The organism is Lactobacillus sp. ESL0230 (assembly GCF_003692805.1).
Lineage (GTDB): Bacteria > Bacillota > Bacilli > Lactobacillales > Lactobacillaceae > Lactobacillus > Lactobacillus bombicola.
Genome location: NZ_REHI01000006.1, coordinates 182662 through 204915, shown reverse-complemented (window position 1 = coordinate 204915; position 22254 = coordinate 182662). Strand labels below are relative to the sequence as shown.

The following is a 22254-nucleotide window of genomic DNA, read 5'->3' as shown; positions in this document are numbered from 1 at the left end:
ACGTCCTCGCTTTCATTAGCTTTTATGGTATCATGAAATTAATTGTTATCGAAAAGAAGCTGAATAATTTTAGCGCTTCTTTAGCAAATATAATCTTAATAGACAGAATATTTATTACCTTATAGAATTATTAGGAAGGGGAACATTTAACCTTGATTAAATTAGTAGCTTGTGACCTTGACGGAACACTGTTCAATAGTAGTTTAGACATTTCCGGCGAAAATATTGCCGCAATTAAAGCAGCCCAACAAAATAATATTGAATTTTTAATAGCAACTGGCCGCTCACCTAAACAATCACGTCAAGCAATTAGAAAATATGGGTTACAGACCGGTTTTATCAATATTAATGGCGCCTTAGTCTATGATGCTAATGACCAATTACAAGTCAAACATGCCCTTCCTCAATCAAAGGCTAAGCAAATTGTCGCTATTTTAGAACGACATCAACTTTATTATGAACTTGTAACTGCCGATCAAATTTATTCTACGGACACAAGCCAGCGGATTGCTAATTTAGCACGATCATTGATGCAATTAAACGCTGAACTAACTTTTAAAAAGGCCGTAGCAATTGCTGCTGGGAGTAATGCGATGTTAAGCATGAAATTTGTAGCTAATTTTACCGAACTTTTAAATGATCCGCAAATCGAAGTCATGAAAATTATTTCTTTTAATGCTAATGGACAACAGGCATTTACGCAAGCCAAACAAGAAATTGCTGCCTTAGGCGACCTAGCGATTACTTCTAGCGGTCCCGTCAATATTGAAATCAATGATATTCACGCACAAAAAGGACCAGCTTTACTTGATTATGCTCATAAGAAAAAAATCAAGCGGGAAGAAATTGCAGCTATTGGAGATAATCTAAATGATTTAAGTATGATTCGCGATGCAGGTATCGGTGTAGCAATGGGCAATGCTGTTCCTAAAATTAAAGAAATAGCCCAAGTAACTACTAAATCAAATGATGATCATGGTGTCGGTTATATATTAAGGAAGTTTATTAGCGCAAATGCTAAGGAATAGGAGTCGTTATGCGCTATTTATTGGAACTCAATCAACAACAAGAATATGGGCAAATTCCTGTCGCCAATGAAAATGGCAAAATTCGCTACATTATTGAAGGTAACTTGAATAATCCTAATCATACCCTATATTTAAAAACGGTAAATGGAACAGAAATTGGCCGCTTATATGCTGATGGTAATGGTCTAATCTCCTCTTTTACAATTGATGTGGTCAATCATTCGCTGGTTAAGGTCAAGCACCTGAATAATAACCTGGCCAATCTTTTTTATATTACAAGGTTAAATTACCTTGTCACTGGTAATATCAAAAATGGACGTTATAAATTTTTAACTGGCATCAAAAAAATCGCTACTGTTCAAACCACTATGGTTAAGATTGGCGTGGTGCTAACTTGTAAAATTTCACGTCCAGAAGACGTCCCCTTTATCCTCTTATGCGCAACCCTTTTTACTCAATGGCACACAACTCCCTTACGCTTGCCTACCTTTCCACCAATTGGCCCGCGGTATAATGTGAATTTTAACTAATTTACCGCTACAAATAAAAATTAGCTCCATTACAAATTCCGCTCCACAGAGTTACTAAAACTAGGGGCGAATTTGTTTTACTTTCAATTACCTAATAAATATTTTATCTTTAATTTCTTATAATTCGCACAAACAAAAGGGTCTTACTTAAGTAGTAAGACCCTAAATAACTATTTAACTAACTTATTTGTTTTTTGATCTAAGCAAAACCCATTTACTATATTCCATATTCTTGAATTGGTGCTTACCATACTTATCAGCTAATTCCTTAGTACGGAAATATTGTTGGGTAGCTGCACCAACATGTGGATTAGCTTCAAAAATAACAGTTTCCTTTTTGCCATTTAGTTTTTCAGTTCTAGCCGCAAAAGCGAAACCATTATCAATTGACTTTTTACCAACTGGAGTAACAATAATCCAGTCAATACCGTTTACCTTCTTTTTACTTACACGAACGTACTTATTTAATTCTTTAGCATTCTTAGCTTGCCAATCAGCAGACATTTGCCATGGGTACTTATTAGTTCCCTTTAATTTTGCACTTGTAACTGCTTTAGCATATTCACCACTTCTTGGTGACCCTAGTCCAGTTTTATGAAAATCTAATGGCTCCATCCGTAAAAGATCATTACTATACCATTTACCAGCCCACTCTTTAGGGAAGGCATATGACTTACCAAAAGCAACTTTAACTGCTTTAGCTTGTTTACTTGGCTTAACCGTCTTAGCTTGCTTAGCAGCCGCATGAGATGTTTGGGCTTGCGTAGCACCTAGGCTAGTAGCAGTAGAAACACCAATTGCAGCAGCTGCCAATACAGTTAAAATTTTATTACTTTTCATTTTTTATCTCCTAATAAATTTTTATTATTCTTAGGATTATACCACAGGTAATTTGCGATACAAGCCAATTGGACCACAAAACTTAGATGTAAGGTTATAGTAAACAAACGGTCATATTAGTAATCAAAAAGATACAATAAAATTACTGGCATTCATAACCTAATTTGCTTAATAGCAGTCATAGCACGCCCTCTTACTTCTTAGACCTATTAAAGACGATATTCACTATAGTATCTTTAGTTATTCATTCCATAGGCATTTGCTTTTCTGCAATATAGTCAACTAGTTTGACATACTGCCCTTTATGTTGAATCGCAATGTACTCTTTTGAGGCATCATAGCCACCAACAAAGTTTAATTTGTAGGGTAACTTCTTGCCGAATTTATTAACAGCTTGAACATTATAATATTTTTGCGTGTTTTTAGGCACCTGAGCATAAGAAATTTCCGTTTTTAATAAAGGGTTAAAATAATCAGTATATTTATTATGAATTAAAAATGGAAAAGTCAATAAAACAGCTAAAGTAGCAATCATTGAACAAAATATTTTTTTCATTTTCAAACCTCACTTTTATTAATTTTGATTTTTTTATTATTTAATTTAATCATGTAATCACATTATCACCAAACATTTGGACCATGTGGTGTCACCATAATTATGGCTACTTAATTTAAAGCCTGTTAATATAGCATTTTCTTAAAAAGAAATTTATCATTATTGAGGCCTTGGTTGCATCTTACAAGCAGCAACTTTATAAAAAAATTAAAAAAAGGAAGCAAAAATATACTTTACTATCTATAACTAATTACTTTATTATTGCCCGGTATTTCAATAAAAAAACAGCTATTACACTATGCAATAGCTGTTTTTTTAGATTTTATAACTTAGTCTTGGTAATTAACTAAGTCTAAGTATGAATCTGCTTTTAAGCTGGCTCCGCCAACTAAACCACCATCAATATTTGGCTTAGCCATTAATTCCTTAACGTTAGCAGGATTAACTGAACCACCATATTGAATGCGAACATTTTCAGCAGTTTCATTATCGTATAGATCTCTAACTGTATCGCGAATGGTTTTACACATTTCTTCAGCTTGATCTGATGTTGCAGTTTTACCAGTACCAATAGCCCAAATTGGCTCATAAGCAATTACCAAGCTTGAAACTTGGTCTGCAGTCAAACCATTTAAGGCAGCCTTAATTTGACCAATAACCCATTCTTCTTGCTTATTAGCTTCACGCTTTTCAAGTGATTCACCACAACAAAGAATTGGGGTAATGTTATTGGCAAATAATGCTTTGGCCTTCTTATTAATATCTTCATCAGTTTCGTGGAAATAATCCCGACGTTCTGAATGACCAATAATGCAGTAGTTAATACCCATTTCTTTAAGTACCTTAGGTGAAGTTTCACCCGTAAAAGCACCTTCATTTTCAAAGTAGGCATTTTCTGCACCAATCTGTAAATCAGAACCTTGAGCTGCTTTTTGTAAAGCATCAAGGTCTACAGCTGGAGCACAGATTAAGGATTCAACTTTACTTGCTTGGGGTAACTTATCCTTAACGGCAGTCGCAAATGCAACAGCTTGTTCAGGATTCATATTCAATTTCCAGTTACCAGCAATAATTGGTGTACGCATATCTTAAATTCCTTTCTGAGAACTATTTATCTGAAATGCAGACAATTCCAGGTAATTCCTTACCTTCAAGGTATTCAAGTGAGGCACCACCACCGGTTGAAATGTGGGTGATCTTAGGAGCAATTCCTAATTGTTTAGCAGCTGCAGTTGAGTCACCACCACCAATAATCGTAGTGGCATCAGTTAATTCAGCTAATGACTTACCAACTTCTAAAGTACCTTCGGCAAAGTTTGGCATTTCAAAGGCACCCATTGGTCCATTCCAAACAACTGTCTTAGCATCTTTTAAGATTTCTTTGAACTTTTCAACACTCTTAGGACCAATATCAAGTCCCATCATGTTGTCAGGAATATCATCACCAACAACTTCACGAGCAGCATCATTTGAAAATTCAGTTGCTGCTAAGTTATCAACTGGTAATACAATCTTACCATCAGCATCGTTTAGCAATTGCTTAGCCAAGTCAACCTTATCTGGCTCAAATAATGACTTACCAATGTTATGACCTTGAGCAGCTAAGAAGGTATAAGCCATCCCGCCACCAATTAAAATGTGGTCTGACTTTGGAATTAAATTGGTAATAACATCAATCTTGTCAGAAACTTTCGCTCCACCTAAGATAGTTACAAATGGGTGAACTGGATTAGCTACGGCATCGCCTAAGAATTTAATTTCTTTTTCCATTAAGTAGCCAGCTGCTGCAGGCTTGCCAGCCTTTTTCATAGCTTCGGCAATACCAACGTTTGAAGCATGACTTCTGTGCGCAGTACCAAAAGCATCGTTTACGTACATGTCGCCAAGAGCTGCCCAATATTCACCAAGAGCGGGGTCATTCTTACTTTCACGCTTGCCAAAGTCATTATCAATGTCTTGAAAACGTGTATTTTCAAGAACTACGACATCACCATCTTGCATGTTGTTAATTGCATTTTCAACTTCTTGACCTTCATTTTCAGGTACAAAGGTTACTGGCTTCTTCAATAATTCACTTAAACGTTCAGCAATTGGCTTAAGTGACAATTCTTTTTTATCATCAGCATTCTTTACTCGGCCTAAGTGACTAAGTAAGATAGCCTTACCACCATTATCAATAATATAATTGATGGTAGGAAGGGCGGCAACAATACGGTTGTCATCACCAATCACACCGTCTTTAATTGGCACATTGAAATCAACACGAACTAAAACCTTTTTATCTTTTACATCAAGGTCTGAAACAATTAATTTAGCCATCTATATCCTCCGATAACTTAATTATTTTAATGATAAGAAAAAAGACGGAAGGAAGAATTTCCCTCCGCCTTCTCTTTTACTACTTAATTAATTTAAAAATTAAAGAGTAGCAAATTTCAACAAAGTACGAACCATTTGGCAAGTGAATGAGTATTCATTGTCGTACCAAGCAACAGTCTTAACTAATTGGTTGTCACCAGCAGTGGTTACCATAGTTTGAGTTGGGTCAAAGATTGAACCAGCAGTCATACCAACGATATCACTTGAAACAACTTCATCATCGTTGTAAGCAAATGAGTCACTTTCGTATTTCTTCATTGCTGAGTTAACTTCATCAGCAGTTACATTCTTGTCAAGAATTGAAACTAATTCAGTTAATGAACCGTCAGTAACTGGAACACGTTGTGCGTGACCGTTAACTTTACCGTTCAATTCTGGAACAACAAGACCAATAGCCTTAGCAGCACCAGTTGAATGAGGAATAATGTTAACAGCAGCAGCACGGGCAGCACGCTTGTTACCACCACGAACAGGTCCATCCAAAAGCATTTGAGTTGAAGTGTAAGCGTGGATAGTAGTCATAGTAGCTACTTTAACACCAAATTCTTTTTGCAATGCATCAACCATTGGTGCTAATGAGTTAGTAGTACATGAACCAGCTGAAACAATAGTGTCGCTAGCATCTAAAGTGTCATCGTTTACTGCGTAAACAATAGTCTTCAAGTCGTTGCCAGCAGGAGCTGAAATCAAGACTCTCTTGGCACCAGCATCAAGGTGAGCTTGTGACTTAGCCTTGCTGGTGTAGAAACCAGTACATTCAAGAACAAAGTCAACACCATCGTTCTTAACCCATGGAATGTTTTGAGCTTGTGGCTCAGCGTATACACGGTAGTTTTTACCATCAACAACGATTGAATCTTCAGTAGCTGAAACTTCGTGGTTGAAAGTACCATGAGTTGAGTCATACTTCAATAAGTGAGCCAAAAGTGCTGGAGTAGTCAAGTCGTTAATAGCAACAACTTCAATATCCTTTGACTTTTCGCCTAAATCCATAATGCGACGAAATGCTAAACGACCGATACGGCCAAAGCCGTTAATACCAATTTTAACTGTCATATTCTAAAGTCCTCCTTAGGAACTATGTAAGAACTACATACATCTTTTATTTTAAACGAGAATTATTTCTCCTTTAAAATCTTATTTAAGGCACCTTCATCAGTTATTAGCCAGGTTTGATGAGGTGCATTAGGCATATAAGCATTGATTGCTTTAGCCTTATGGCTACCGCAAGCAAAAGCAAATATGTGGGGTATTTTATTTAGATTCTCGAACTGCAAGCCAACCTGTTGCACGCGGTCGACAATCTTACCTTTGTTATCGAAGAAACACCCAAAACATTCGGTAACGACTCTTTTTTCCCGCAATTCAGATAGCCGCATTGCGTTATAACCTCTGCGTCGAGCCATATCATGAGCAAGTCCAATGCCGTGAATTAAAACATCTGTTTTAGAAATGTCTTCTAAAACATCAGCCACGGTAGATTCACGAATTAGCGATTTATAAGCTGCGGTTGAAACTTGCTCGGGCAAATATAAGGTCTTGTATTTGCCACCAGTTGCCGCAGCCATTTCTTGAACAATTGTATTGCTTTGAATAGCAACATTTTCGCCCAAGGCACCACGACCAGGAACAAACTCTAATTGCCGATTTTTCCCTAAACTTTTAGACAAATTTTTAGCAGATTTAGCAAGTGCTGCCCCACCAAGTACGGTAATAATCGAATGACCTAGTGGTAAAAGCAAGTCAAGCGCTGCATTGAGCTCTTCACCCATTCTTTCAAAAACTAGTTCTTGTAAATCACTATCACCTGGTACAATGATTGTTCGTTCAATGCCCAGTTTACGTGCCAAATCAATTTCGGTTTCGCGTGCATTAAACAAACGGTCAATCAGTGGTGCTGCATCTTGCAGCATCTTCTCGCCCTTCTCTGTCATAAACATGCCAAAATTCTTAATTTCGATTAAACCGAGATCACGAAGATTCTCTGTTTCCGTTCGCACGTTTCTTTCAGAAAGACCTAATGCCTGAGCCACACTTCTGCGACCAACGGGCGCATTCAGCGATATCTGTTCAAGAACAAGATATCTTTGCCGAAAAACTTTTAGTATGTCAGGAACGAGAGCTTCAAGCACTGGAAATTCCGCGTACATCAACTTCTCTCCTTATCTTGGGACGTAAATTGACCCATCAGTTGTCATTTTTTGTCCCGCTTTGCCTAAAAATATAAGAGAAACGTGGACTAATAGATATTAAATCTCCCATTTCTCAATCGACATCTATAGTATAACAACCAATTTTAAATAATTCAAGAAAAACAAAGTTATACAAGATAACCAAGTTCTCCTTGAACTTAATCATACTACAACTTTCTTTTTTAGTGCTAAAAAAAGATTTCATTTTTCCTTCTTTTTCTGCTATAATAGCTAAAGTATTGTTTGGGTCCTTAGTGTAATGGATCGCACGTAAGATTCCGGTTCTTAAAATCTGAGTTCGACTCTCAGGGGACCCATTAAAATAAAAAGCTAAGTATAGAAATACCTACTTAGCTTTTCTATTATTTATTTTTGCCAAAAGTGCCATAGACTTATATTTTGAAAAAAACAGGCTCACACCAATGAGCCTGTTTTTAAACTTAATTAATTTTTCCTGCTGTTAATTCACCTCGTTGGGCAAACTCAACATATAACTTACCCTTATCGGCCGACAAGCCTTCAATTTCACGTTTAACATGTAAATGATGGGTTGCTTGATAAGTACCATTTTCTGCAACTTTAAAAATGTAATCATTAAAGCCAATAAAGAATTGACGGTGCTTTTTATCATAGGTAAAGCCTTGGACGGGCGAGCCATTGCTAATAAAATTACCTTTAGTAGCACCAACTTGAATAGGAGTCCAAGTATCACCTGAACGAGTTACTTTCCAATATTCATAGTAATTATTAGCACCATTATGAAAGAGACAATACATCGTGTTGTCATCCGCAAATGTCGCATTATGAATATAACGAGGTGAGGTACCACTCCAAATACGAAAACTCCAAATTTGATTAATCTTCATGTCAGACTTGCGAATTTGCAATATTTCTTCCGAATTATTTGAATTTCTGGACTTGTTATCGTTGGCAATTACATAAATATAATTCTCTGATGAACCAATCGCTTGGCCATGCCCCAACTTAATATATGGACTGACTTTAATATTAGCGGCATAGTGCTTAAAAGTTGACCACTTAAGTTGCGGTAAATTTTGTGCCTTAAATTTATTTATCTGATTTAAATTATATGAAACAAGGTGTCCATAAGCAGCACTGCTAGAATTAAAAACTGCAACCGTAAAATTAGCGTCCTTAACCGTTATTCCTTCTGGAATTACCCCAACTTGTCCCATCTTATCTGCGGCCTTATTATAGTCAAGGCTGACAAATCGTGGTTGAAATAGTATTGTTTTCAAGGTTAAACCATTACTTCTAAAGGCGTTGGCTCTAGTCTCTAACCTAAAATTATGGGCAGCATTCCAATTACGAGAAGAAGATGGAGAGCTACCTTTCCAAGTCGAAACTTCTTTAGGTCCGTTCATTGGACGTAAACCAGCCCGAGCAATCCCTTCATTCTTATCAGAGCGAACTACAACGTCAACGCTGGCCTTAGCCGAACCATAAGTGTATTCAACTGTCGTCTTACCTGGTGAAGCAGAATTTATACTAGAATGAGAGATTTTTACTTGGTTAAGATCAATGGCTGTTCCTTGAGCATCTGTAACATAATTAATCGCATCTTTAGGATCAAAAGCAAAGGCACTATTTTGGACTAAACTAACATTTTTGGCAACCGATATTTGATTGCAAGCAAAAAAATCTTGTTTTACCCATCCTACCGGCCGCCCATCTACAATAATTTTCCAATACTCTCCTTTTTTAGTAGAAATTGACTGTTTGGACTGAATTTGAGCAAATTTAAAATATTTAGTAGAAGAAAATTTACCGGCAGGTCCCTTCTTTGAAACATGATGGTAAATCGGATAATTTACATTACCAGCAATTTTAGTAACAGCTTTATGATAAGTCTTAGCACTTACAGCTGAATTATTACTTCCAATAAATAAAGCAATAACTAAAATTAAACTTGTAAGAAACGCTAAGTTTTTAATTCTTTTCTTCATTATATACCCACCTTCTAAAACTATATATGTATTTTTGCATAATTATTAATTATAAGCAATAGATGTATTATGTTATCTAATTATTTATTTAAGCTATAAAATGATAGATTTTTTTCTTTGTCTAGTTTAAAATAAACTAGTTATTATAGTTTTCATTAGGAGCATTAATTTTATGATTGAATCAGAAAAAAATTCAAAAAAAATGATGTGGACCACCCTAGCAATCATGGCCTTTTCGACCGTGTGGGGATTTGGTAACGTAGTTAATGGTTTCATCTACTTTGATGGAACAAAAGTTATTTTTAGTTGGATTTTAATTTTCCTACTATTTTTCGTTCCATATTCATTAATGGTCGGCGAATTAGGATCTGTTTTTAAAGATTCCGAAGGTGGCGTTTCTTCTTGGATTAACGCTACCATGGGACCAAAATGGGCTTATTACGCCGGGTGGACTTTTTGGGCAGTCCATGTTGTTTACATTTCAAGTAAGGGTACCGGTGGATTAAGGAGTATGGCTTGGGGCATTTTCGGTAATACTAATTGGTATGATAGTTTACCTACTGCTTGGACCCAATTAGCTACTTTAGTTGTCTTCTTATTCTTCTGCTGGGTAGCTAGTCGCGGTGTCCCAGTTATTAAGACTTTGTCAACAATCGCTGGATCATCAATGTTTATAATGTCTATTTTATTTATTTTGATGATGTTTGCCGCACCAGCAATTAATCCTCACGCAGGTTTTATGAACATAAGTTGGAATGTGAAGAATCTTATCCCTGACTTTAACGTTAAATACTTTACTTCCTTATCTATTTTAGTTTTTGCCGTAGGGGGTTGTGAAAAAATATCACCTTACGTTAATAAACTGAAAGACCCTTCAAAGAATTTCCCTAAAGCAATGATTGGTTTAGCCATAATGGTTATGGTCTGTGCCATTCTGGGAACAATTGCTTTAGCAATGATGTTTGATCCAAAAGTTGTTAATAATAACCTTAACGAGTACATTTCTAATGGACCTTACATGGCCTTCAACAAGTTAGGTGAATATTATGGGGTTGGCGGCTTATTCATGTATATCTATTCATGGTGTAATGTGATTGGTCAATTCTCTACGTTAGTATTGAGTATTGATGCCCCATTGAGAATGCTTTTAGGTAGTAAAGAAGCGAAGGACTACATACCTAAAAAATTACTCAAAGTTAACAAGCATGGCGCATATATTAATGGTATCTGGATGATCGTCATTCTATCCGGTGGTTTAATTGTCTTCCAAGCTCTACTACCTGATGCGCAAGCAGTTATGGCTCAATTAATTAAGCTTAACTCAATTGTGATGCCAATGCGTTATTTATGGGTATTTGTGGCTTACATTGCTTTACGTAAGCAAATCAAAAAATTCCATACCCCTGGTAATTACCAGATGACTAAACATCAATGGCTAGCATATTCTGCTGGTTTCTGGGCTTTCTTTATTAATTTTGCTTGCTGTCTTTTGGGAGTTTACTCAACCGATCCAGTAACTTTAACGCTAAACATTGCAACACCGATTGTCTTGTTCTTACTCGGGTTAATTTTGCCGGCTATTCGCAATCATCAAGAAAATAAAGCTTAAGCCCAAAGGGCATTTTAAATTGATTTACTTTAAGAACTCATTCTGACCTATAGTCGGAGCGAGTTCTTTTAGTTTGTACTAAAATTCCATTTGAAAGTAAAACTTTAATATAATTTCCCCAATAATTAAACTCACAATTTACTGATAATTTCGCACATGAACAACTTCTTTAAAATTACAGCTAATTACTATCATTCAGCACCTCAACTTCAAACTGATGTTGTTACGCTCTCATAAAAAGTGGCGCCAATAATTAATACCAACAATAAACCCGCAAATAGCTGATTCGCTGTTTGCGGGTTTAGAAAATATTGCTTCATTATTTAAAATTGTTTAGCAAGGTGCCAGACTACTCCGCCAAAACTTGCTAATAATAAAATGCCTCCTAATAAAAAATATAGATTCGCCAGTTTCTGATTGGTGCCAGTCTGTGGTAAAGAATTGTTAGGTGCAGCAGGATGAAGATGCCTTGAGTTAGTAGGTCGAGCTAAGTGATTAACCTTAATCGCCAATTGCTTTTTTGCTTTATTAACTGGGCAAGCTATCTCATAATGACCCAAGTCAGGATCAGTATTCTTAGGTTTCTCTATAATAGAAGCACCAGATTGAGGGCTATCACTAGTAGTAGATTTGGTATACACATAAATAACTACTTGAGGCTGGTCAGTAAAAAATCCAGTCGCATTATCTGGCCGAGTTTTTAATTGATAACCAGCTATTTCCTTGCTCATTGAAATATAGCCGTCGCCAACATTACCGTGAAGAATCTCATCTGAGGCTATTGTATTACCCTGTGCATCCTGATAATGAATTATTATATCAGCGCCTTTAAGTGGGGGCCGACTAGTGCCACTATCCTTTAGCAGAGAATAAACATAGATGACTTCTTGTTCAAATATGCCAAATTTTCCCTGAGCATTGCTAGGCTGGTATTTAAGATAATACTGTGCAATGTTCTTAGGTGTGGTTACATAATTTTCACCAAGTTTCCCAGTTAAAATATCATCCGGCGCTAGCGCTTGATTATTTTCATCAACGTATTTGACTCTGATAACTACATCTGAATCAAGACGAACATAGGTATCCGCATCTTTTTCACCGTGATAGTTTTGCTCTAAATCTGCTGCCGCAAAAACTTTACTACTCTCTGGGGAATTAATCGTACCGCGACCAACATTAGCCCATTTACCACCAGTAGTTGAAAAATAGGTTCTCTGCAAATCAGTAATTTCCGTACCCAGATGAATAATCTTTAACTTAGGTAGCCCCAACATCCAAGATTTGTCCGTAACTTGTTTAGTATTGAAATTTCGAATATTTAATTCTACTAAACTGGCACAATTATCAAACATGGCCATCATACTAGTTACTTTAGCAGTATTGAAGTTGCTCAAATCCAGCTTAGTTAAACTTTTACAAGAATTAAACATAATTTCCATTGTTTCAGTATTTGAAGTGTCAAAATGGCTTAAGTCGAGCTGCTTCAAACTATAGCAATTATGAAACATCCATCTCATATTCTTAACTTGGGCTGTATTAAAGGATGCCAAATCTAATTTAGCAAGACTTTCACACCCATTAAACATACCACCCATATTAGTAACCTGGGCCGTATTAAAGGATTGGATCTTTAAGCTTGTCAAATTACGGCAGTTATTAAACATATCTGACATATCAGTAATTGCCGTAGTATCTACCAGATTTAGCCCTTCAATTGTAGTCAAATTCGGCAATGCGGCAAACAGATAACTTGCCGATCCAGTGATTGTTAAAGGAGCCGTAATTTTTATACTTTTGATATTATTTCGCTCTTGTTGGAGTACTCGAGAAATTGGTAATGGATTATTAACTAGTCCCCCGTTAATTGTCACTACACCCGTAGTTTGATCAAAAGCTAACTGTGAATTTCCCCATTGAATCGGTGCTAGGGCTAGCCTAGGAGTAGGCGGATCAGTTTGCAATTCTGTAGCAATTTGACTAGACTCTTGTCTAGATACATCACTTGTGCCTTGATCTTGGTTTGATTCAAAATAATTAATTTCTTCATTATTACCATTATCTGCACTGGATTGGATCTGATAAGATGTAGCTGCTACTTGGTCAGTTGCACTAATATTCTGGGTATCTGCTTTAATGACATCAAAGCCAATCATGAACAAGACAAATACGTATATACTAATAAATAATAACTTTGCTTTAAATAATTTTTTGTTTACGTACATATGAAATATCTCTTTTTAAATAATATAACTCAAGGCACTATAGTTGGGATAATTATTTAACAAAGTATACATAACATCTATTAAATATGCAAGTATGTATACAAAATATGTACAAATATATTATTTTTAATTTAGTAAACTTTGTAACAAAAAAAGCGATAAGCCTTAATAGCTTGTCGCTTTTTAATAATATCAATTAACATATATTATTTTATTACTTATTAGTTGATACAATCGGTAATACATCTAAATGTAATTTGTTTATATCTAAACCGTTATCTTTCACTATAGTATGCAATGCATCTAGTAGTTTACTTGAAATCTTGATATTAACTAGAGCAGTATCGCCTTTAAACATACCTTCTGTATTAGTAGTAGAACCTATATTAAAATTACTTAAATCTAAATCTGTCAAACCATAGCAACAATAAAACATATCATACATATCAGTAACTTTATCAGTATTAAACTTACTCAAATCTAACTTAGTTAACTGCTTATCACCTGCAAACATTTCTCGCATATCTGTGACATTAGAGGTATCAAAACCATTTAGGTCTAATCCTGTCAATACACTGCAGTCGCCAAACATTCCATGCATATCAGTAACTAATTTTGTACTGAAATCTTTTCCAAATGTTATCTTACTTAAATTGAAACATTTCTTAAACATACTGTGCATATCAGTAACTTTGTTAGTATTAAAGCTACTTAGATCTAATTCTTTTAAATCCTTACAACCATAAAACATTGATTGTATACTAGTAGCTTCACTGATATCTAATAATGATAAACCATCAATTTTTTGTAATTTATGTAAACTACTAAATAATTCATCAACTTTACCAGATAACTTCAAATTTCCTTCAATTGAAATGCTGGTAACTTCATCTGGATCAATATTTGCTGTGTTCAAAGCAGATAAAATTGTCGCAGGATCTTTAATAGGTGTAGCACTACCTTTTATTTTCAAAACACCATTGATTAAAGTTAAATCTGAATCTTGCCATTTTATGTTTTTAGGAGCAGCGGTATTAATGTTATTAGTCCAATCGCTTTGCGTTTTTGCAATCATTTCTAGGCTAGTAGCATCATTAATTGCCTTTTTAGCATCTGTTGCAATATTATCAACATGAGCTTGCATTTTGGCTTTGTCTTCACTTGATAAGATACTATTACTAATATTAGTTTTAGCAGCTTTAGCAGCCTCATCAATTGCTTTAGCTGCTAACAGTTTAGCATCTTTTAAAGTGTCAGTTGGTACAAATTGTTTAATAGTGCTAATCCATGAATTAGTGATTTTCACAATATCAGCTGATTTAGTTTGTTCATCATTAATTATTTTTTTAGCAGATGTTACAGCTTTAGCAATGTGGGCTTTTGCCTTATCTTTGTCTACAGTTGGCAAAGTACTATTATCAATTTGCGCATTAGCTGCTGCGGCGGCATCATCAATTGCGGCACTAGCAGCGTCCTTTAAAGCTTTCAGCGAAGCTTCATTAGAACTTGAACCAGAATTATTTGAACTAGAATTATTTGTATTTGTGTTGTTAGAGCTTGGGTTATTAGTATTTTCAGCTGGTTTATTGTTATCAGCTGGTTTATTAGTATCTGTTGCTGGCGTGTTCGTCTTGTTGTTTGGAACTTCTTCGGCAACTTTCTTAGCCAAAGCCTTTACCGCAACATAACCCTTACCAGTTGAGTAATACTTTTTACCCTTAATAGTTACAGCAGTACCATAAACTTTAACGCTTTGCCCTTTACGTAACTTGCTATTTTTAATTACTTTACCGCTTCTAGCATACAAAGCTACACTCTTAGCAAGCTGACGGGTTTTACCATCAAGGTTAGCAGCCTTAACATATTGGTCTTTACCAATACTGTAATATGCCACACCAGCAATGGTCTTTTTACCATAAGTCTTAACTTTCTTACCAGCACTAATAGTCTGCTTAGTCTTAACTACTTTTTTACCAGCTTTTTTGTAAACAGCAGAAGTTGCACCAACAACCTTGGTTTTTGCAACAACTTTCTTAGCTGATTTTACTGTAGTAGCGCTAACATTATTAGTAGCAGTAGTGCTTTCAGTAACGCCAACGGATAATAGTGCAGCACTAGCTACAGAAATTATCATTTTTTTATAAAAACTATTTTTACTCATTATTTCTAAACCTCACAAACCTAAGCAAGTTATTAACAGTAACTTAAGTAGCAAGCATTAATTAAATTGTAAAAATTCTGTTATCTTCATTGCGTGTGTAATTTACCATTACCAATGTGACTATTTATGTTAGATTAGTCATCTTATACACATGTATAATTAAAAATCTATCCCTTTCAACTGCCACTATTATTAGAGCCAATTATCATACAAAGAAGTAACCAAATTAATGCTTAGCGCTTACTTTACTGTTAAAGCAGTTGCTCACAGCAAACACTTTTCATTGGTGATAATTTGTTATAAATAGTTAATGAATATACAGACAACTGTGCAATTATATCTATACATCAAAAACTGAATATAAAATTACTATGTTTATGTTAGCTCTATCAGCCAAGTAGTTGAAGTTTATATAAAATCAAATTTAATTAGCAATATAAAAGGGTACAAATATACATATCAAATGTTATTTTTAAATAATAATCAAGCGCTTAAATTTGCTTATATACCAAAGATTCCAGTATACGCTTTCAGAATATAAATTGATATAATAATTAATTATTTATGTCAATTATTGGATTTTTTTAAGTTTTAATAACATTTATTATTAAATAGATTAACCTTTTAATAATTTTTTATTTTTAGCAAGCTTAAATTTTAGAAACAAAAAAAGAGCTTTTTAGCTCTTTTTTTTGTTTCGACTACTTACTTAATAGCCATACTTTCTAATAATTCTGCTCGTTGAGCCAGATTAACATATAATTTATTCCCACTAACTGACATTCCCTCAATTTCGCGTCCAGTATCGAATGAGTAAGTTTGCTTTAAAGTACCATCACGACCGAGTTTAAAAATTAAATCATTAAAAGCTAAATAGAAATTTTTGTGTTTAGGATCATAAGTAATGCCTTGGCAGGGGGCATTGTTATTAACAAAACTACCACTAGTCTTACCCACTAATTTAGGATACCAATTATCACCACTGCGTGTTAATTGCCAAAATTCATAGCAATTATTTTTAGTATCACGGTAAACGGTGTACATCTCATAATCAGACATCATTACTCCATTTTGGAAATAACGCGGATTAGTTTGATCACCAACCCAGGTTTTAATTGTCCAAATTTTATTGATTTGTAAGTCACTTTTACGTATTTGAATTAATTCTTCTGAATCAGGTCGTCCATCACGAATCGTATTTATATTATTTAAAACATAAATATATTTATCACTAGCCCCCATGGCTTGACCATGCCCAATTGGAATATATGGACTAACCTTAATATGTTTGACATAATTGTTAAAAGCTTTTTGGGACATATCAAGTAAGTGTTGCGCATTATAAGGACTCTTTAAATTATTTAAGTCATAACCAACAATATGGCCATTATTTAAGTTTGTATGACTTAAAAGACTAGTATAAGCCCAACCTTGTGAAACAGTTAATCCTTCTGGAATATGCCCTACACGGTTAATATTATCATCACTTGGATCTTTAACACTTAACAAAACAGGTTGATAAAAGCGCGTTCTAAGTGTTAAGTCGCCACTAGTTAATTCGCGCGAATCATTTTCGGGGCTATATTCATTAGGGCTGATGTAGTTAACAGAAGAACCATAATGTGTTTTCCAAGTTTTATAGTCATTAGTCCCTTCCTGGGCCGGAAAAGAATTGACTACTTCAGCGTCAGCAATACCTTCTGTAGTACTCTTTCTGACGGTAACTTTTACGGTCGCAGAAGTATCACCGTAAGTATATTTAACTTTATAAGTTTTAGGAGTAGCGCAATCAATACTATCTCTTGAAACCTGAACTTGTTCATTATCGATTACTGTACCCATGCCGTTAGTTACGTATGAGATTGCATCTTTAGGGAAAAAGCTATAATACTCATTACGTACCAGACTTACAGTCTTGGGTACGGCAATTTGATTACGGGCAAAGAATTTTTCATTAACATAGCCTACTTCACGACCGTTTACATATATACGCCAGTAGCGATTTTTCTTAGTTTCAATTAATTGATCTGATTGAATATGGCTATAACGATAGTTAATTCCATCAGCGATTTTTTTGCTAACTTTACCATCAACTACATCTTGCCATACCGCATAATTCTTAGTACCGGCAACTTTAGTCATCATTGAAAAACCTGTAATAGTTTGCTTAGGTTTAGTTTTTCTTTGGACTGCTGACTGATTATCATCAGTCTTATCCTTGTCAGAGCTATCAGTCTTATCCCTGTCTCGACTGTTTGAATCATCACTATCAGATTTAGTATCATCAACTGACTTACTAGCATCATCTTGCTCTTGATCTTGCCTTTGTGCTTGCGAATCACTTGCATCTGCCGCTAGAACTGAAACAGTTGCTAATTGACTTGAAACAGCAAAATTTGACAATAATAGTGTAATCGCAGCTAATTTTTTAAAAAGCTTCAAAATAGTTCCTCCAAAATTTTAAATTCACTTTATATTATAATATAAAAATAACATTACAGAGAATACAAATTTGATACACTTTCATTGACAGCACTTAATGTAAGTGATTTAATTAGCACTGTACTATTTAGAGTGCTAATATTTTTAATTTAAACTAGGAGGTAGAAAAGATGCTAGTACCTACAGTTATCGAACAAACTGCACGTGGTGAACGTGCTTATGACATCTATTCACGCTTATTAAAGGACCGCATTATTATGCTTAGCGGTGAAATTAATGACGACATGGCTAATACAATAATCGCACAATTATTGTTTCTTGACGCCCAAGACAATACTAAAGACATTTCTCTTTATATTAATTCTCCTGGTGGTGTAATCACCTCCGGATTGGCAATTATGGACACCATGAATTTCATTAAATCTGATGTTTCCACTATTGCAATTGGTATGGCTGCTTCAATGGCCTCCATCCTTTTAACCAGTGGAGCTAAGGGAAAGCGGTTTGCTTTGCCAAATTCAACAGTCTTGATTCATCAACCTTTAGGTGGAGCTCAAGGACAGCAAACTGATATTCAAATTGCAGCTAATGAAATTCTGAAGAGTCGTGAGAAGATTAACAAGATTTTGCATGAAACTACCGGGCAACCACTTGAGAAAATTCAAAAAGATACTGAACGTGATAATTATCTAACAGCTGAAGAAGCTAAAGATTACGGCCTAATTGATGAAATTATGGTTAATCAAAAACAAGATTAGTAAAATAAAAAAAGCCCCCTTTTACTGGGAGCTTTTTTTATTTTACTAATCTTGCAGACTTTGCGCCAAATCATGCAATTTTTTTAAGCGGTGATTGGCACCTGATTTAGAAATTGGACCATCTGGTATTTGCTGGGCTAGCTCCTTTAAAGACAATTCCGGATTAGCTAACCTAAGCCGGGCAATCGTCTGTAATTTTTCTGGAATATTTTCTAAACCAATTTTACGTTCAATTAATTCAATGTCTTCGACTTGCTTAGCCGCCGCAGTAGCTGTCTTTTTTAAGTTAGCCGTATCACAATTAACTAACCGATTAACTGAATTACGCATATCCCGCATAATACGTAAATCTTCAAACGATAACATTGCGTTAAAAGCCCCAACGATATGCAAAAAATCGCCAATTTTCTCTGCTTCTTTTAAGTAAACAATAAAACCACGCCGCCGTTTAGTCGTCTTAGCATTAAGATGAAAATAGTGATTCATTAATTCCAACAAGTCATTATTATGATCCTCATAAGCTGAATAAATTTCTAAATGATATCTACTAGTTTCAGGATTATTCACACTACCACTAGCCAAAAAAGCCCCCCGTAAATAAGACATAGCACCTTCACGGGAAGAGGTAATTCGGGGAGGAACTCGCGTAATTATCCCTAAATCAGCAGCTAAGATTTCTAGATTAGTTAGAATTTCATGAACATGATTTTGCAAACGAACTAAGTATTGATTATTTTTTTTCAATTTCATTTTACGTGAAACAATCAAAAGTGGTTCTACTTTATAAGCCGTTTTTATCAAGGAAAAAATTCGGCGGGCAATTGCTGGATTTTCAGTAGTAATATCAAGACTATACCGGTGATCATGAAAATTCAAAACACCATTCATACGTAAAAAAGCAGCCAGCTCCGCCTTAGCATGTTCTGGATGAATTGTTAATGAAGTTAATTCTTTTTTCACCTTGCTTGCATAGCTTGCCATTATTTAACTATTCCTTTCTACGAGACATTGCAGCAAAAGCCAAATTAATAATCTCCTTAGCTACTTTTTGTCCATCATGAAAAACTAACCCACTACGTTGATCAATAAAATCATCAGTAATTACGCGGCTACCTTGCGCACGTAAACCAGCAAAATCGTTTTTAACTGGTTCAATATACGCATCATAATCTTTAGGATTAAATTTAGACATATCAATTTTGGCCCCATTAACCAAGGTAGTGTTAATATAATGCCCTCCTAAGTGCTTATTAATTACTGAAACATGCTCGCAATCAGAAAAATGGTCTGTTTCACCTAGCTGAGTCATAATATTGCATATATAAATAACTTCAGCTTCAGTTTGACGCACTGCTTCGCCCAAGTTAGGGATCATTAAATTAGGTAAAATCGAAGTGAATAAACTACCCGGTCCTAATACTACTGCATCAGCCTGCATAATAGCATCCAGTACAGGTGGCACTGCCTCAGGTTCGGCCGCCAAATTAGTATTAGTTACCCACACTCGTTTAATTCTCTTATCTTGATTAGTAATTTCTTTTTCACCAGCTTGAATTGTGCCATCAATAAATTCTGCATTTAAAGTTAACGGTTCATTAGAAGCTGGAAAAACATGACCATCAACCCGCATCATTCTGGAAAGGGATTGAACGGCATCAAAAATATTACCATGCATTTCGTTTAAAGCGGCAATAATTAAATTACCAATTGCATGACCAGAAAAGAAAGAATCAGATGAATCAAAGCGATATTGAAAAATATCCTTTTCTTCTTGCGATATTTCACTCAAAGAAACTAAAACATTCCGAATATCACCTGGTGGAACAACATTAATAAAATTACGAATTGAGCCTGATGAACCGCCATCATCAGATACGGTAACAATAGCGGTAATTTCGGCATTTTGATCTTTTAAAGCATTTAAAACCACGGGTAGGCCGGTGCCACCACCAATCACCACAACTTGTGGTCGTCTACTTTTAGTTATCCGAACTACTTTTGCATCTTCATACTTCATACTTTACCTTTTTCTAATATAACGACTAATTTCACGATGGGTAAGATCAACTGTATAATTATTGGCTAAATCATGAGCCAGTTGCTTAGCAATTGCAACACTACGGTGTTGACCACCAGTACAGCCAATAGCAATTGTCAGCTTAGCCTTACCTTCCTTAATGTAACTTGGTAAGGTACACTCAATTAGGTTAAGCAGTTTATGATAAAAAACTTGCGTTTCTTCTTTATTCATTACATAATCAAAAACTCGTCTATCAAGACCCGTAAATGGTCTAAGTTCAGGCAAATAAAAAGGATTCGGCAAAAAACGAACATCCATTACAATATCTGCATCGATGGGGAGACCATATTTAAAGCCAAATGACATTACTTCAACTGAAAATGGCTGTTTTGCTTGATCACTAAACTCATTAAGCAATTTTTGCTTTAGTTGTTGTGGAGACAAATCTGAAGTATCAATTATATAATTAGCACGGTTCTTAATACCTGTTAGTATCTGACGTTCTTCTAAAATACCATCAAGCAAACGTCCGCTTTTACCTAATGGTGGAATTCTCCTAGTCTCCTTGTAGCGGGCAACTAAAGTGTCATCAGCCGCTTCCAAAAAAACAATGATTGAACGAACACTACCATTATCTTCTAATGAATTTACTTCATTGAGCAAATCTTTATAAAAATTTTTAACGCGTAAATCTACAACGACTGCCACTTTAGTAAAATCATCTGAATTAACAATCAGTTCCCAAAAGCTGGGTAAAAGCGTCGGTGGTAAATTATCAACAACAAAATACCCCATATCTTCTAAGGCATGTGATGCTACAGTTTTACCGGCACCACTCATTCCCGTTACAATCAGTAACTGCTTTTTTTCATCAGCCATTTCATAAGTCTCCTATCATCTAAATTATAGCACACACAGTTTTCATATTTTTTTATAAAAAAAAAGTTCTCAAACGAACTTTTCATCTATAACAATTAACGATTTCCAAATGCTGCTACAATCTCACTTACTCCAAAAATTAATAACCAGAATGAAACTAGCCAAATTAGAGTTAATGCCGATAATGCTGGGTTAAACATCATCCCAATGGCGATAAATAAGCTTAAAACACTCAAAATCATATTAATCCAAAAGTAAGGACCTAATGTACTTTTTAGATGCCAGCTAAAGCTAATACCTGATACGGAATCAAATAAAAACCAAAAAGCAAATAAATAAGCAATAGTCAGTCCTGCGGCATCATACGAATAGAGAAATAAAATACCAATTATAATATCAATAACTCCAGAAACAATTGCTAGCCAACTAAAGGAAATAAAATAACGTAAATGACTATAAACTGCTAACCAAACAAAACCTTGAACAATCGACAAGATAGCAAAAAGTAATACAAAGGCATGTAAAGCTCGGCCAGGATGAAGTATCAAGAATAGCCCAGCAACAACCATTAGTACACCAGCTATTAAAGCAGCCCAGTTAAAGCCATGCTTTTCCCTATAAGTAGAAAAATTATCCATCTCTTTTCCCCCTTGAAGAGTATTCTACACTGT

Annotated in this window: 18 protein-coding genes; 4 read left to right on the top strand and 14 right to left on the bottom strand. The window is 35.1% G+C overall.

Features of this window, described 5'->3' with window-relative positions:
* Positions 1 to 152: 152 nt before the first annotated feature.
* A complete protein-coding gene (locus F5ESL0230_RS02810; protein ID WP_122021494.1) occupies positions 153 to 1028 on the top strand; it encodes a Cof-type HAD-IIB family hydrolase in 876 nt (291 codons plus the stop codon).
* A gap of 8 nt (positions 1029 to 1036) precedes the next feature.
* Positions 1037 to 1558 (top strand): hypothetical protein, encoded by a 522-nt coding sequence (locus tag F5ESL0230_RS02805; RefSeq protein WP_122021493.1) that lies wholly within the window; start codon positions 1037 to 1039, stop codon positions 1556 to 1558.
* Positions 1559 to 1741: 183 nt separating this feature from the next.
* Here the strand turns inward: F5ESL0230_RS02805 and F5ESL0230_RS02800 are convergent, their stop codons facing one another.
* The 7 genes from F5ESL0230_RS02800 to F5ESL0230_RS02770 all read right to left on the bottom strand — a co-directional run bounded on the left by F5ESL0230_RS02800 (position 1742) and on the right by F5ESL0230_RS02770 (position 9492).
* Positions 1742 to 2398, bottom strand: a complete 657-nt coding sequence (locus F5ESL0230_RS02800) for a hypothetical protein (protein WP_122021492.1) — start codon at positions 2396 to 2398, stop codon at positions 1742 to 1744.
* A 244-nt stretch (positions 2399 to 2642) separates the two neighbouring features.
* Positions 2643 to 2954: a YxeA family protein gene (locus tag F5ESL0230_RS02795; RefSeq protein ID WP_122021491.1), complete on the bottom strand. Its 312-nt coding sequence runs from the start codon at positions 2952 to 2954 to the stop codon at positions 2643 to 2645.
* A gap of 329 nt (positions 2955 to 3283) precedes the next feature.
* Positions 3284 to 4039: a triose-phosphate isomerase gene (gene tpiA / locus F5ESL0230_RS02790; RefSeq protein WP_122021490.1), complete on the bottom strand. Its 756-nt coding sequence runs from the start codon at positions 4037 to 4039 to the stop codon at positions 3284 to 3286.
* A 22-nt stretch (positions 4040 to 4061) separates the two neighbouring features.
* Positions 4062 to 5273 (bottom strand): phosphoglycerate kinase, encoded by a 1212-nt coding sequence (pgk, locus tag F5ESL0230_RS02785; protein ID WP_122021489.1) that lies wholly within the window; start codon positions 5271 to 5273, stop codon positions 4062 to 4064.
* A 99-nt stretch (positions 5274 to 5372) separates the two neighbouring features.
* Positions 5373 to 6389: a type I glyceraldehyde-3-phosphate dehydrogenase gene (gap, locus tag F5ESL0230_RS02780; RefSeq protein ID WP_090093108.1), complete on the bottom strand. Its 1017-nt coding sequence runs from the start codon at positions 6387 to 6389 to the stop codon at positions 5373 to 5375.
* Positions 6390 to 6451: 62 nt separating this feature from the next.
* Positions 6452 to 7483, bottom strand: coding sequence for a sugar-binding transcriptional regulator (locus F5ESL0230_RS02775; RefSeq protein WP_122021488.1), 1032 nt, complete (start codon positions 7481 to 7483; stop codon positions 6452 to 6454).
* A gap of 482 nt (positions 7484 to 7965) precedes the next feature.
* Positions 7966 to 9492, bottom strand: a complete 1527-nt coding sequence (locus F5ESL0230_RS02770) for an SH3-like domain-containing protein (protein WP_122021487.1) — start codon at positions 9490 to 9492, stop codon at positions 7966 to 7968.
* Positions 9493 to 9664: 172 nt separating this feature from the next.
* On the opposite strand from F5ESL0230_RS02770, the gene F5ESL0230_RS02765 reads away from it, so the two are divergent.
* Complete coding sequence (locus tag F5ESL0230_RS02765; protein WP_118897981.1) at positions 9665 to 11101, top strand: APC family permease; 1437 nt, start codon at positions 9665 to 9667, stop codon at positions 11099 to 11101.
* Positions 11102 to 11424: 323 nt separating this feature from the next.
* Here F5ESL0230_RS02765 and F5ESL0230_RS02760 read toward each other — a convergent pair whose 3' ends face one another.
* The 3 genes from F5ESL0230_RS02760 to F5ESL0230_RS02750 form a co-directional block, all read right to left on the bottom strand.
* Positions 11425 to 13323, bottom strand: a complete 1899-nt coding sequence (locus F5ESL0230_RS02760; RefSeq protein ID WP_122021486.1) for a MucBP domain-containing protein — start codon at positions 13321 to 13323, stop codon at positions 11425 to 11427.
* Between the two features lie 214 nt (positions 13324 to 13537).
* A complete protein-coding gene (locus tag F5ESL0230_RS02755; protein ID WP_122021485.1) occupies positions 13538 to 15484 on the bottom strand; it encodes a BspA family leucine-rich repeat surface protein in 1947 nt (648 codons plus the stop codon).
* A gap of 705 nt (positions 15485 to 16189) precedes the next feature.
* Positions 16190 to 17926 (bottom strand): SH3-like domain-containing protein, encoded by a 1737-nt coding sequence (locus F5ESL0230_RS02750; protein WP_233551639.1) that lies wholly within the window; start codon positions 17924 to 17926, stop codon positions 16190 to 16192.
* A 170-nt stretch (positions 17927 to 18096) separates the two neighbouring features.
* Here F5ESL0230_RS02750 and clpP point away from each other — a divergent pair, with 170 nt between their 5' ends.
* Positions 18097 to 18684: an ATP-dependent Clp endopeptidase proteolytic subunit ClpP gene (clpP, locus tag F5ESL0230_RS02745; protein WP_122021484.1), complete on the top strand. Its 588-nt coding sequence runs from the start codon at positions 18097 to 18099 to the stop codon at positions 18682 to 18684.
* A 45-nt stretch (positions 18685 to 18729) separates the two neighbouring features.
* Here clpP and whiA read toward each other — a convergent pair whose 3' ends face one another.
* The 4 genes from whiA to F5ESL0230_RS02725 all read right to left on the bottom strand — a co-directional run bounded on the left by whiA (position 18730) and on the right by F5ESL0230_RS02725 (position 22221).
* A complete protein-coding gene (gene whiA, locus F5ESL0230_RS02740; RefSeq protein WP_122021483.1) occupies positions 18730 to 19665 on the bottom strand; it encodes a DNA-binding protein WhiA in 936 nt (311 codons plus the stop codon).
* Between the two features lie 7 nt (positions 19666 to 19672).
* Complete coding sequence (gene yvcK / locus F5ESL0230_RS02735; protein WP_122021482.1) at positions 19673 to 20701, bottom strand: gluconeogenesis factor YvcK family protein; 1029 nt, start codon at positions 20699 to 20701, stop codon at positions 19673 to 19675.
* Between the two features lie 3 nt (positions 20702 to 20704).
* Positions 20705 to 21583 (bottom strand): RNase adapter RapZ, encoded by an 879-nt coding sequence (gene rapZ / locus F5ESL0230_RS02730; protein ID WP_122021481.1) that lies wholly within the window; start codon positions 21581 to 21583, stop codon positions 20705 to 20707.
* Between the two features lie 95 nt (positions 21584 to 21678).
* Positions 21679 to 22221, bottom strand: a complete 543-nt coding sequence (locus F5ESL0230_RS02725; protein ID WP_122021480.1) for an HdeD family acid-resistance protein — start codon at positions 22219 to 22221, stop codon at positions 21679 to 21681.
* Between the last annotated feature and the right edge of the window lie 33 nt (positions 22222 to 22254).

Coding starts and splice junctions, on each gene's coding strand:
- F5ESL0230_RS02805 (WP_122021493.1), top strand. CDS start 1,037: ATGCGCTATTTATTGGAACTCAATCAACAACAAGAATATGGGCAAATT.
- F5ESL0230_RS02800 (WP_122021492.1), bottom strand. CDS start 2,398: ATGAAAAGTAATAAAATTTTAACTGTATTGGCAGCTGCTGCAATTGGT.
- F5ESL0230_RS02795 (WP_122021491.1), bottom strand. CDS start 2,954: ATGAAAAAAATATTTTGTTCAATGATTGCTACTTTAGCTGTTTTATTG.
- tpiA (WP_122021490.1), bottom strand. CDS start 4,039: ATGCGTACACCAATTATTGCTGGTAACTGGAAATTGAATATGAATCCT.
- pgk (WP_122021489.1), bottom strand. CDS start 5,273: ATGGCTAAATTAATTGTTTCAGACCTTGATGTAAAAGATAAAAAGGTT.
- gap (WP_090093108.1), bottom strand. CDS start 6,389: ATGACAGTTAAAATTGGTATTAACGGCTTTGGCCGTATCGGTCGTTTA.
- F5ESL0230_RS02775 (WP_122021488.1), bottom strand. CDS start 7,483: ATGTACGCGGAATTTCCAGTGCTTGAAGCTCTCGTTCCTGACATACTA.
- F5ESL0230_RS02770 (WP_122021487.1), bottom strand. CDS start 9,492: ATGAAGAAAAGAATTAAAAACTTAGCGTTTCTTACAAGTTTAATTTTA.
- F5ESL0230_RS02765 (WP_118897981.1), top strand. CDS start 9,665: ATGATTGAATCAGAAAAAAATTCAAAAAAAATGATGTGGACCACCCTA.
- F5ESL0230_RS02760 (WP_122021486.1), bottom strand. CDS start 13,323: ATGTACGTAAACAAAAAATTATTTAAAGCAAAGTTATTATTTATTAGT.
- F5ESL0230_RS02755 (WP_122021485.1), bottom strand. CDS start 15,484: ATGAGTAAAAATAGTTTTTATAAAAAAATGATAATTTCTGTAGCTAGT.
- clpP (WP_122021484.1), top strand. CDS start 18,097: ATGCTAGTACCTACAGTTATCGAACAAACTGCACGTGGTGAACGTGCT.
- whiA (WP_122021483.1), bottom strand. CDS start 19,665: ATGGCAAGCTATGCAAGCAAGGTGAAAAAAGAATTAACTTCATTAACA.
- yvcK (WP_122021482.1), bottom strand. CDS start 20,701: ATGAAGTATGAAGATGCAAAAGTAGTTCGGATAACTAAAAGTAGACGA.
- rapZ (WP_122021481.1), bottom strand. CDS start 21,583: ATGGCTGATGAAAAAAAGCAGTTACTGATTGTAACGGGAATGAGTGGT.
- F5ESL0230_RS02725 (WP_122021480.1), bottom strand. CDS start 22,221: ATGGATAATTTTTCTACTTATAGGGAAAAGCATGGCTTTAACTGGGCT.